Genomic DNA, 12,454 nt, shown 5'->3' on the forward strand with positions numbered 1-12,454 from the left:
TCTTTCCTATTCAACATATTGTTTTTCAAATTCTTCGACCTTAACCGGCTTACCAAAATAAAATCCCTGAATCATTTCAATATTCATCTTCTTAAGCAATTCATATTGTTCGTCGGTCTCAACCCCTTCAACACAAATTTTCAGATCAAGTGCCTTTGCAAGCTCATGCACCATCTGTACAAATGCATCCGAGAAATCATCTTTGGTCAGATTCTTGATAAAGCAGCGGTCAATCTTGATGATATCAAGCGGGATCTCACGAATATGATTCAGAGACGAATATCCCGTACCAAAATCATCGAGGGCCACGCGTACTCCCAGTTCCCGAATCTGTCCGAGGATGGATTTCATGCGTCCCATGTCATTGATTGCAAGAGATTCCGTCACTTCCAGCGTCAGATTCTTTGGATTGATACGCGTCTCTTCGAGCACATCCTGTACTTTTTTTACAATATCGCTCTGCAACAGCTGTACCACAGACAGATTGACATTGACCTTATAATTCGGATGTCCCATATCATTCCAATATTTGCAACGTTTTGCGGCCTGTAATAATACAAAGTCTCCGATTGGATTGATTAATCCGAGATATTCCGCCAACGGAATAAAATCATCCGGGGCGATAAATCCAAGCTCCGGTGAATTCCATCGGATCAGTGCCTCCGCACCGCAACATGGATTGTTCTCTTTTGTGACATCAATAATCGGCTGATAATAGATTTCAAACTCATCGCAGGAGTCCATTGCAGCTTTTCGCATATTCTTCTCGACATCAAGACGATGACTTGATACATCTTCATCTGCATCTGAATAGTATTGCACACAATTCTTACCGCTTCTCTTTGCGCGAAACAGTGCAATATCCGCCTTGCGAATCAAATCCTCCACCACATCTCCGTCATCCGGGAATACCACAATTCCCATACTGGTTGTGCAATAATAATCTTCCCCTTTCAGGAACCACGGGCGGTTAAAGATATCGCGAATGTCATCGCAGATGGTTTCAATTCGCTTGTAATTCTGACCGGTGATGATGACCATGAATTCATCGCCGCCCACGCGATAGCAATTGCTTCCGATACCGGAAATCTTTTGCAGACTGTGACTGATGGTTTTTAACAAAACATCTCCATACTGATGTCCCAATCCGTCATTGATATGCTTAAAGTCATCCAGATCAATATATAAAAGAGCGCCCTTTTCTCCCGAACTTTGCACGATGCGAATATATTTTTCCAAATCCTGTTCGCAGCGCATACGATTATATAATCCGGTCAGGAAATCATTGTTGGCCTGATGCTCGATTTTTTCCTGATAGCGTTTCTTTTCCGTAATATCATAGGCAGTGCACAGCAATACCGTACTGCCGTCCACCCACTTGATATTGGTTTTATACTGGTCAATCCATCGTTCCTCGTCCGCCATATAGACCTCGCGGAAAGAAACATCCTGTTCATCCTCCAGATATAAAACCTTCTCAAGGTTGCCGCTCGAAAGGCTCTTACTGTAGATATCCTTGAATTGCTGATTGCGATATAACAGCTTGTGCTGATGCATATCATAAACACAAATACCGCATCCCACATTTTCAAGAATTGCTTCGAGACTGGCATAAGAGCTTGCCAGCGAATTTTTTGCAATGCGCTTGGTCAGAATCGTCTGCACAATCCGCTTTGCATCATTGATAAATTTGATGGTCTCCGTCTCCCAAACCTGCTCCGTGCTGGTATCCAGGAAGCAAAGATACATCATCACTTTTCCGTTTACTTCAATCGGCTGGAACACACCCGCCACCGCACAGAATTTTTCCATCAAATCCTTGTACACCTGCGGCACCATGGAATCAGCCGAAATCACATAATTTTTTTCATTAAAAAAAGGAAGTTCCTCAATCGGCACAGCCTGCATCGATGAAATCTGCGCCATCTTCGGGTTCATACAATACTCGCATATCATGCTGACCGTATTGCAGTCGCCATCTTTTCTCAACAGCATGCCCCTTGGAATCTTAAGGGTTGAACACACTTCACGCAAGATATCGTCTATGATTTGGCCAAATGCTGCTTCCGATTCAAGCATTGTCACAATCTTGGTCAAAGATTCCGAGCGATACAGCTGTGCGCTGATTTCACTCATCGCATCTTTGTTCTTATTCAATGCCGACTGGGCAATCAATTCATTTGCCTTTGTGATAAATACATATTTTGACAGCAACTCCAAAAATTCAATGGAATGGTAGAATCTGGTCGATGATGTCTTCAATATATAATCCGGCACCGGCGTATGCTCCGGATTATTCTCTATATATTCTTCCAAAAAACCGATGGCAACCCACACCATCTGGATATGTCCTTCAAATTTGGTGGAAAGTGCACACATCTTGATATTGCGTTCCGGGAAATCCTGCTCCACAATATTCTCCACAAATTCATCCTGTGCACGTGCCACAAGCGAATACCATTCATCCGGTCGTACGAGATCCTTAATGAATTGTAATTCTTCTTTGCTGCCATAGCGCTCGGTCAAAATCCCTGCGTCTTTTCCAAAACCTGTCAGGTAAATATGATTCGCCTTACAAAAGCGATCCTGAAACCGCTGAATCAATTTTGTGTCCACCAGGCTATCCAATTTTATCTCCGAAAAATTGAGCGCATTTTCCATTCTTACTGCATCCCTTTTACCTTCCACATTTTGTGTTCTCACACTCCTTTAATCATATCGGATTTTCGTTTCTTTTACAACCCTAACCGCAGAAGCCTGAACAAACGGAGTTACATTTGGTAACCGGCCGAAAAAAAGCAGGAACTGCACCGGCCGAGAATGGTCGGTGCAGTTCCTGTTTTATAGTGAATATTAATGACTAACAGTTTCGGAAGTCTCTGTCGCATTGCGGTCAGTGCCATGCAACAGAATATAATTTTGCAGATCCACTTTGAATTTCTCCCATTCATCCGGATTCTGGACAAAATATCGTGGGCAGTCTTTGCCGGTGATATCATAGTGGCGAATGACATCTTCAGTCGTAAGATTGTAGCGTCCCATCAGCCATGTCACAAGATGAAGCAGAGATTCATAGGTATTGCCGTTGAATTTGCCGGTGTCATCCTCCGTGCAGCATTCGATTGCGATTGTATCGTCATTGCGTGTGTTGGATGCAAATGCGATTTCATTGCATGGAATGCACTGGACGATTTCACCGTCGAGCCCGATGATAAAATGCGAGCTGGCATAAGTGCCGCTTCCGTCTTTAAGACCTTCAAAATAATTGCGATTCTGAATTGCCGAGGTTCCCGGATTGGCGGTCCAGTGAACCACGATTCCGTTGACCTTTTCCAGAGGGCGCCCAGGTCTGGAATATTTGTTGACCGTAAGCAGTTCCACATCCAGGGTTGGCTGTTCTGCAATATAGAGATCTTTTTGTTTTTGTTCGCTTGAAACAGAGCGGGGGCCATCGTTGCCGCCGATCACGCGCGTAATGACAATCCACAGGATTACAAGCGACAAAACAACAACCGCAAGTCCGAATCGGAATCGCAGTTGCTGCTTTCGTTGTGTCTTATTCAATAACCTTTACCCAGCCTTCCGGGGCTTCGATGCGTCCCATCTGAATTCCGGTTAATGTCTCATACAGTTTTTTGGTGATCGGTCCCATTTCTTCCATTCCGCTAGGGAAACAGATTTCCTCTCCGTGATTTACAATCTTTCCTACCGGAGAGATAACGGCCGCTGTTCCGCAAAGACCACATTCAGCGAAATCCTTCAGCTCGTCGAGGTAAACCTCACGGTGTTCTACCGTAAGACCAAGGTACTTCTCAGCAACCACCATAAGAGAGCGACGCGTGATAGAAGGAAGAATGCTGTCGCTCTTTGGGGTTACGAACTTGCCATCTTTTGTGATGAAAATGAAGTTTGCACCACCGGTTTCTTCTACCTTTGAACGGGTAGCCGGATCCAAATACAAATTCTCATCAAATCCTTGTGCGTGTGCGTCTACAATTGCGTGTAAACTCATGGCATAGTTCAATCCAGCCTTGATATGTCCTGTTCCATGCGGAGCAGCACGATCAAAGTCTGATACACGAATGGTAATTGGCTTAGCGCCACCCTTGAAATAAGGGCCAACCGGTGTACAAAGGATGCGGAACTGATATTCCTGCGCAGGTTTTACACCGATTACGGAATTGGTTCCCATAATATATGGGCGGATATAAAGTGTTGCGCCTGAGCCGTATGGTGGAACCCATGCTGCATTTGCCTTTACCACTTCCTCAACCGCTTTGATAAAACGATCTTCCGGGAATGGTGGAATCTCAAGGCGCTCAGCAGACTGGCACAATCTTTCTGCATTCAGGTCAGGACGGAAACATACGATATGACCATCTTCGGTCGTATATGCTTTCAATCCTTCGAAAACTGTCTGTGCGTACTGGAATACTCCCGCACATTCATTTAAAGTAATATTTGGATCGGTGATCAATGCACCGTCATCCCATTTTCCATCTTTATAATAAGATACATATCTATAATCTACAGGCATGTATCCAAATCCCAAATTAGACCAATCTAAATCTTTTTTCTCCATCTCAAATACCTCCATAATCAATTTAGTCCTATAAACTGATGTTATAAGGGCGATTAGTATTATAATCACTAATGCTAGTGTAGTACAGCTTTTTTCATTTGTCTAGCCATTTTGCTCGGATTGTGTATGCAAAAAAATTATGGTTCATATAACACAGAATTGACTTCTTCAAACCATTCTTTTACCGCACCGATAAAATAGAGCGATCCAAAGCAGATGGTCCGCCCGCCGAAATCTTTCTGCAAACAGGACTTCCAATCCTCTTCAAAATGCGCCGGGACGCCGGATGCCGCAATCAGATTTGCAAGTTCTGTTCCTTGCAGTGCACGCTCCGATTCCGGTGTCACCGTCACAAAATCCTCTGCAAGAGGAAGCAGACGCATAATCATCTCATGATAATTCTTATCTGCCATAACACCCATCACAAAATGAAATTTTTCATTCGGATACAGGCTTTGCAAACTTTTTTTCAATGCCTCCACACCATTTGCATTATGTGCTCCGTCCACCATCAAGAAAGGTTCTTCCCGCAACACCTCCATGCGTCCCGGCCAGAACGCATGCGCAATCGCATGTTTTTTGTCATATTCACGCTTTTGTATCCGGTCTACCACTTCCATGGCAAGCATTGCCGTTGCTGCATTCTCATACTGGTATTCCCCCAGCATATGCAATTGCAATTCATGCAGCTGTGCAACCGCCTCGTCCGTCACCTCGTAAAAAGGCGCATGCATTGCTTCTGCCTCTCGCCGGAGCACTGCCATTGCTTCCTGTTCCTGCAATCCGACCACCACCGGAACATTTGCACGAATGATTCCCGCTTTTTCTCCTGCAATTTCTGCAAGCGTATCTCCCAATATGGCCATGTGGTCGTATCCGATTCTTGTGATGACATTTACAAGCGGATCATGGGAAAGTGCACTGGTCGAATCAAGGCGTCCACCCAGTCCGGTTTCGAGGATGACCAGATCACATTTTTGTTCCCTGAAATACAGGATTGCCATCACCAGACAATAGTCAAACATCGTCAGTTCCACGCCAAACTCCCGATGCAACAGCATCTCTCCGATTCGTATGACAGCCTCATCCGGGATTTGCTCTTGATTAACGGTAATGCGCTCATGAAAACGAATCAGATGTGGCGATGTGAATTTACCGACGCGATATCCCGCCTCCATTGCCATGCTTTCGAGAAACGCGCAGCAGGAACCTTTGCCGTTGGTGCCTGCCACGTGAATATACGGCAGCTCCCGTTCTGGGTTTCCAAGCTGTTTTAACACCTGCGCAGTCACCTCCACACCGGGCGATTTGCCGAATCTGCGCGCGTGTTCAATCCTGTCAAGAATTTCTTCTAAGCTCATTGTTCTCATTCCTCACTTATTTCATAACAAACCTATCTTACCACTTTTCCATCCAAACCAAAACATGTAAGAAAAAAGAGCAGCTCCCGATTTCAATCAGCACCTGCTCTTTCTTCCTATACTTAATCTGTCATGATTATACGGCAATGATAATACCACCGTCATTCGCATACATGGAGGATACGCCTGCCATATCCAGGATTACGATTTTCTTGAAGTGTGCCACTTTTTCAATGAGGCTCTTTACAAACTCCGCACGCTCCGGACAATTACAATGTGAAATTGCAATAATCTTGTTCTCACAATCCTTGGTCTTTTCAATCATGCGGTCAATCATCTTGGTCAGGGCCTTTTTCATTCCGCGCGCCTGGTCAAGCATATAGATATATCCGGTCTGTGTGGATGCCATCACCGGCTTGATATTTAAAGTGTTGGCCACAAAGCTCTTCAGTCGGCTCAGACGGCCGGTCTTGCGAAATGTCTCAAGTGTCTCAAGTACAAAAAATGTATTCATGGACTCGATATAATCTTCTGTCAGCTGTACCACTTCTTCGAATGTCAGACCGCTCTCCTCGAGTTTTTGCACATATAATGCAATCAAAGTCTCACCGATGGATGCAGATTTGGAATTGAATACATGAATCTGTTTGCCATCATCGAATTCCTCATGATACATTTCAGCTGCGCAGAGCGCACTGTTGTAGGAGCCGCTCAGCTCACCGGACAGGGTTACCACATAGACATGCTCAGCCTCGCCCTTGTATTCTTCTAAATATGCACCCGGTGACGGACATGCAGATTTCGGTCCATTTGGACTTTCTTTCACCAGTTTCAAAAAGCTGGCCTGATCAAAAGTCTCATCATCGGTAATCTGTACGCCATCCACATCCAGTGTCAATGCCACATGGCTAAAGCGTTTGTCCTGTTTCAGTTCCTCCGGCAGTTCGCCGCAGCTGTCAATTACAATCTTGTACATTCTGTGATCCTCTCTCTCGTTTCCTAATCAATTCAAATCTAAAATATTTATAAAATAATAATAACCAAAAGATAAAGTATATGTTACTTTCTTACATAGTTTTGTATTTTTATTTAATGTAGTTTTGAATACTACATCCGCACATCAAGAATATAACACAAAAAGACCCCTTCGACAAGGGGTCTTTCGTAGAATTCATTTTTTCTTCATAATTTCATATGAGCGAGTCTTGACTTATATTTTCTTGAAGATTGCCGTCTCATTATCAAGTTCTCCGGCAATTCTCTGATTCTCATCCATACGATGACTGATGTTGTCCATATCATAGACAAGTGTCTGCGTGCTCTCTGCTGCAGAAGATACACCTTGTACACCATCATCGATTGCAGATGTAATACTGCTGATGGAAGAAGCAATCTCATTGAAGGTTTCCTTGAATCCTTCGGTCTTATTCGAGAAGTCTGCCATTACGGATTCAATATAATCCGCATTATTTCGGTATTTCTCACCGTCTTCCACGAAGCGGGCAAATTCCGGCAAGATGGAATTTTTCATATAATCAACCAGTTCGTTTGCGCTGTCGGCCAGATTATGCACTGCATTTACCACAACTGAGTTGATTGCCTGAATGTTGCCGGCAGTCTGGCGGCTGTTTTCTGCAAGTGATCCAATTTCGCCTGCAACCACAGCAAATCCTTTTCCTGCCTCTCCTGCTCTTGCCGCCTCAATGCTTGCATTCAGGGAGAGTAAATTGGTCTGGCTTGCAATATTCATGATATCGTCTGTCAAAGAGTTGACCTGATCAACGCTCTGGCTCTCCGCAATTGCCTGATTCAATGATTCGAGAATCTGATCCACCTTTGCATTGGTCTGTTCCATGTTCGACTTCGCAGTCACTTCCATGTTGTTCGCATGCTCTTTCATCTCTTTTGAGTATTCGTTAATTTCACGACTTCTCTCTGCCATGTCTTCTACTTCAGCACGAACGGCTTCGGTATTCTGATTGATGACGCCTGCACTGTTTGCAACTTCCTGCATGGTCGCCGACAATTCTTCGGTCAAAGATGAGAGGTCAGACGCACTGCCATTAGAAGTCTGTACACTGCTCAATACATCCTTTACCACGCGATCCATTGCCTCGGAATTGTTTGTAATCATAGTAAAAATCGTCTGCAAATGTTCAATAAATGCATTAATTCCGGCACTGAGCGCACCGATTTCATCCTGTGACTGAACAGAAACTCTCTTGGTCAAATCGCCTTCACGACGATTGATTCCATCAATAATATCTCTCAATTCGCTTTCCGCTTTGATTACCGGTCTGATGACATAACGCAATACCATAAATACCGCGATCAAAACAGCCAAAACACTGATGATGATAACCACATAGCTGGCAATGGTAGCCACGCGATAATTTCTTGAAAGTGCAGCTCTTTGATCTGCCGAATCCTGCTTAATATCGTCAATGGCTTTTTCGATATCCCCATTCAGCAGCTTTGCTTGCTCCGCAACACTTCCGTTTGCAGTCGCATAGGCATCCTTGGTCTTTTGATTTGCCGACTGTGCCAAAAGAATTTTAACCGAATCTTCAAAACTTTTGAAATCAGCAAGCATACTTTCGTAAGATGAAGCAATTGCTTCATTATCATATCCTTTGATGGTATCAAGTGCTTCGGCAAGCGTAGCCTCCTCCGCCTCAATCTCATCAACGATTGCTTTCATGGTTTCAAAATCCGTCGCTACAATATGCGACAACGCATGTGTATGAATCGACTTTGCAGTCTGTCCGATGGTATCGAGTTCTGTAATCGTGGTCATATACTCATCCGCAATGGTAGATGCTGTCTTGTTGACCGACCGAAGACTGTACACGGACATAATATTGGAAAAAATAGATACGATTCCAAGCAAAAGAACCGGAACCATGATTTTAATTTTAATGCTCATTGTCTTATTCATTGCCTGTCCTCCTATTCTTCTGCCGGTTCACCCTCTGCATCATCTGCTGCCGGGGCGTCACCTGTCGATTCTTCACCGGTAATTCCGGTCACCATCTCGTTCAGCAATACCTGCAGATTTTTACCGGTTGGATTACCCTGAATCATTGCATTTCCAAATACCGATGCCGGATCCCAATAGGTTCCACCGACACGCTGCAGGCTTGAATACGGAGCCTGTTGCTGCAATGCTGCGATTGCCTTGGACTGCGCAATATCACCGGATGCCGATGCATTCAGGTTGGACGGGCCCTGTCCACGCATCTGGAAACGAAGTGTCTGGTTTGCTTCATTCGTCATCCAATCAGCAAATTTAGCCGCCCACGCCGCATTCGGAGAATATGAATTTACCCCAACGAGCTTATAGCCTGCATAACTTGCCATCTGAACCTGTTGTCCTGCCACTGTATAAGTCGGCAGTTTTACGGCACCATAGTTATCGCCCCACGCTTCTTTCACGGAATTTTCATCCCAGATTCCACTGACGCCAGCCGCATAGGTTCCATTTGCCACACCTGTTGCAAAATCAAAATCAGCATGACCCACAAAAGCCGGATTCGCAGTAATCTTTAACATTGCATCCGCAACATCCACACCTTTGATATTGGTATATTTTGCATTCCAGTTACAATAAGTAGAAATACCATCGTCATTCAGTCCGATTTCCATATCCGTATTTCCAAAGAAAGTGTACATATACCAGCCTGATCCCATATCAAGGAAAACTTTTTTGTTTCCGGCAGCTGCTGCCGCAAGAAGTCCATCCATGGTTGCGGTTGCATCATCCGGAATCACTGCTTTGTTATAAAATAAGAAATATCCATTGTCTGCAGTCAGCGGATACGCATAAAGCGTATCATTGACAGATGCCGCATTGACGGATGACTCCAGGTTGCGACCTGAGATTTCCGAATCGTTTTCCACCTTTTTTAATACCCCCGATGCTACAAATGCCATCAATTGATCGTCCGCAAATGTAAATACATCCGGAGCATTCAATACATCTCCCAGTACTTCATCCTTAACACCCGACTCACTGTGCGGCTCAAATGTAATTTCAAAATCCGCCTGTGATCCATACTCCACAATAAATCCTTCAATAATCTGGTTTACCAGATCAGCATCTTCTTCCGCACCCCATACGCGCAGACTTACGCTTCCGGAAGGAAGATTGCTATCTTGTGCTTCCGCTTTATCCTGCGTGTTTGATGTCTCTTTGGCTCCACAGCCTACAAGCATTCCCATGCAAACCAACAGGGTGATTGTTCGTTTCAAAAACTGCTTTTTCATGAGCAAATCCTCCTTTTCGACTATACAACAAAAATAACATGTACATTGTGCAAAATCAATCTTTTTTTGATATTTTTTGTGACTTTTTTCCTATTTTTATTAACTTCTTATTCGCATAGTGCACAATCCTTTTTTTCATTGTCTAATACGCATTAAAAAAAAGAACCACAGTGCATGTGATTCTTTTCTTATTATGCATTTATTTGTCTATACAATTAGATGTTTAAGCGCATAAATTCATGTACTTTTCACAAAATACTTTACTTTGTAATTTACAGAATTTCAAACGCAATCTCATGTTTGTCCAAAAACTTCTGTATCAGGCGGTCCCACTGCCCATCCAGACTCTTATCCAACTGAAATGTCTTGTAGGATACTCCCGTTGTCAGCATCATGATTCCATCTGCAAATCGCAGGTTAATAAACAATGCGCCGATGTCATGGATGGTAAAAGCACTTCCAAGGGATGCAAGTGTCTTTGCCAGATTGTCCGGAGACAGCATTAATACAAAGTTGAACGCGGACGGGGTCTTTTTCCCTTTGATCAGATCAAAACATGTATTGCGCAGCATGCCATAAGGCAGACATGGATAGCCAGCGATTCCAAGCTCATCGATTTCTTCCTGCGTATAATACTCGCGCGACATACGACCATCGATATGATAGGTCGCAGCCGCCGCAATTGTCGCCTCCTGTAGCAGAAAGTGGTCGAATACCTCGGTGCGCAATAAGGCATTCATGAAATTTTTGTGGTTTGTCAATTTTATTGCAATCATAAACTAAAATATGCTTTCATGGCATCAGTCAGCGATTCGATATCCTTTGCGCCCATCAGCTCTCTTGCCGAATGCATCGCAAGAATCGGAATACCGATATCAAGTGTCTTCACCGGAGTCAGTGCGGAGGCAATTGCCCCAAGCGTGCTGCCGCCTCTCATATCCGAACGGTTCACAAATCGCTGGTAAGGCACATTGGCCTTTTCACAGATTCCCGCAAAAATAGCAATGGTCTGCGCATCTGTCGCATAACTCTGGCTCGCCGCCTGCTTAATGCATAAGCCTTTGCCCATCTGCGGCTGCACCTGCGGATCTGCCTTTGAGACCTTGTTTGGATGAACTGCATGTGCCACATCGGCCGATACCAGCATTGCATCATATGCAGCCGCATCAATTGCATCCTCGCTTGCGCCGAGGCTTCTCAGGATTCTGCGAAGCATATCATGCAGCAAAATGGATGCCGCTCCCTGCTTGCTGGTACTTCCAACTTCTTCATGATCAGCCAGCTGTATCAGATTAATTCCATCCTTGCGTGTGCTTTCAATCATTGCAGAAACCAACGAATGGCAGCTGGTCAGATTGTCCAGTCTCGGTGACGACAACAGTTCCGAACGAATTCCAACCATCTGTGCTTCTTCTGTACAATATAAATACAATTCATAATCCAAAATTGCATCCTTCTGCACCGGATGTCCGAGCTGTTTGCTCAGCTCGCCGGCCAAATATTCCATAAAATAATCGTGGTCTGCTTCCTCTTTGTCCACCAGGCCAAGAAGCGGAATCATATCGGTCTGCGGATTCAGTTCCACACCTTTGTTCACATCCCGGTTCATATGGATTGCCAGATTCGGAATTGTCAAAATCGGTCTTCCCGACTCAAAATAGCACATCTCCGGCGCAAACGGATCCGCACTCTTGATTGCCACTCTTCCGGCCACACCCAGAGGACGATCCAACCAGGTATTCAATATCGGACCACCATACACTTCCACATTGATCTGCGCATAACTTTTGGTCTTAAAATCCGGTGCCGGCTTAATCCGCAATGTCGGATAATCCGTATGTGCTGCTGCCATACGCACCATCTGTCCCGTCCGGTACTCTGTTCCCACCGTAAATGCAAACAATGCGCTGCCATGATGATTCACATAATACTTGCCTCCGGCCTGCAGGTTCCACTCCCGATCATACGCAATTCCTGTAAAACCTGCCTGCTCCAACCGTTCCACACAGGCATCCACCACATGAAACGGGGTCACTCCTCTATTCAATAAACGAATCAATTCTTCCATATTCGCATCCTCCATCTTACAAAATCCCCTTCATTATATACCATTCCATGCTTCTTGATAAGTCCCATATTCCCTGCCTCCCCTTCCGTCTGCCACCCGCGCTGGACACACGGCATCCGAAAGCAAGATTCTCAGCAAAGCCGCGCACCGCTTCTTTGATTGAGGTTGTTCTTTCAA

9 protein-coding genes are annotated in these 12,454 nt (G+C 44.6%); all 9 read right to left on the bottom strand.

Annotation, left to right across the window (positions count from 1 at the left end; all coding sequences use genetic code 11):
• Positions 1–6: 6 nt before the first annotated feature.
• The 9 genes from CSX02_RS03830 to CSX02_RS03870 all read right to left on the bottom strand — a co-directional run bounded on the left by CSX02_RS03830 (position 7) and on the right by CSX02_RS03870 (position 12,292).
• Entirely contained in the window at positions 7–2,703 is a 2,697-nt protein-coding gene (locus CSX02_RS03830) for a bifunctional diguanylate cyclase/phosphodiesterase (RefSeq protein ID WP_242970408.1), read from the bottom strand.
• 150 nt (positions 2,704–2,853) lie between these two features.
• The gene (locus tag CSX02_RS03835; RefSeq protein WP_099385702.1) at positions 2,854–3,564 is read right to left on the bottom strand and encodes a peptidoglycan recognition protein family protein; all 711 of its coding nucleotides are present in this window, start codon (positions 3,562–3,564) and stop codon (positions 2,854–2,856) included.
• Complete coding sequence (locus CSX02_RS03840; protein ID WP_031546207.1) at positions 3,557–4,582, bottom strand: branched-chain amino acid aminotransferase; 1,026 nt, start codon at positions 4,580–4,582, stop codon at positions 3,557–3,559. Before CSX02_RS03840 ends, CSX02_RS03835 begins: the two co-directional genes overlap by 8 nt.
• A gap of 137 nt (positions 4,583–4,719) precedes the next feature.
• Positions 4,720–5,943, bottom strand: a complete 1,224-nt coding sequence (locus tag CSX02_RS03845) for a bifunctional folylpolyglutamate synthase/dihydrofolate synthase (RefSeq protein WP_242970409.1) — start codon at positions 5,941–5,943, stop codon at positions 4,720–4,722.
• A 136-nt stretch (positions 5,944–6,079) separates the two neighbouring features.
• Entirely contained in the window at positions 6,080–6,919 is an 840-nt protein-coding gene (locus tag CSX02_RS03850; protein WP_031546202.1) for a DegV family protein, read from the bottom strand.
• Positions 6,920–7,153: 234 nt separating this feature from the next.
• A complete protein-coding gene (locus tag CSX02_RS03855; RefSeq protein WP_099385704.1) occupies positions 7,154–8,881 on the bottom strand; it encodes a methyl-accepting chemotaxis protein in 1,728 nt (575 codons plus the stop codon).
• Between the two features lie 11 nt (positions 8,882–8,892).
• Positions 8,893–10,209: an extracellular solute-binding protein gene (locus tag CSX02_RS03860; RefSeq protein ID WP_099385705.1), complete on the bottom strand. Its 1,317-nt coding sequence runs from the start codon at positions 10,207–10,209 to the stop codon at positions 8,893–8,895.
• Between the two features lie 272 nt (positions 10,210–10,481).
• Positions 10,482–10,949, bottom strand: a complete 468-nt coding sequence (locus CSX02_RS03865) for a DUF5721 family protein (protein ID WP_242970410.1) — start codon at positions 10,947–10,949, stop codon at positions 10,482–10,484.
• Between the two features lie 32 nt (positions 10,950–10,981).
• The gene (locus CSX02_RS03870) at positions 10,982–12,292 is read right to left on the bottom strand and encodes a M18 family aminopeptidase (protein ID WP_099385707.1); all 1,311 of its coding nucleotides are present in this window, start codon (positions 12,290–12,292) and stop codon (positions 10,982–10,984) included.
• Positions 12,293–12,454 lie beyond the last annotated feature (162 nt).

Source organism: Agathobacter ruminis (assembly GCF_002735305.1).
In the GTDB taxonomy this organism is placed as follows: Bacteria; Bacillota; Clostridia; order Lachnospirales; family Lachnospiraceae; genus Roseburia; species Roseburia ruminis.